The 218-nt window shown below is 45.0% G+C and carries 1 rRNA gene; it reads right to left on the reverse strand.

Annotation, left to right across the window (positions count from 1 at the left end):
- Positions 1–108: ribosomal RNA gene (gene rrf, locus H5300_RS27645) — 5S ribosomal RNA — on the reverse strand; the annotation flags it as partial.
- Positions 109–218 lie beyond the last annotated feature (110 nt).

Consider the following 218-nt stretch of genomic DNA (forward strand, 5'->3'; position numbering starts at 1 on the left):
ATGTCCTACTCTCACATGGGGAAACCCCACACTACCATCGGCGCTATTGTGTTTCACTTCTGAGTTCGGCATGGAATCAGGTGGGTCCACAACGCTATGGTCGCCAAGCAAATTTTAAAATTCGGAAAGCTTATCTAAAAGTTATTTCTCTTCAAACGCATTCAAGGTCTGGTACATCTGAGTCCACAAAACCCCTTGGGTGTTGTATGGTTAAGCCT

Source organism: Vibrio sp. SG41-7, from assembly GCF_014164465.1.
Lineage (GTDB): Bacteria > Pseudomonadota > Gammaproteobacteria > Enterobacterales > Vibrionaceae > Vibrio > Vibrio splendidus.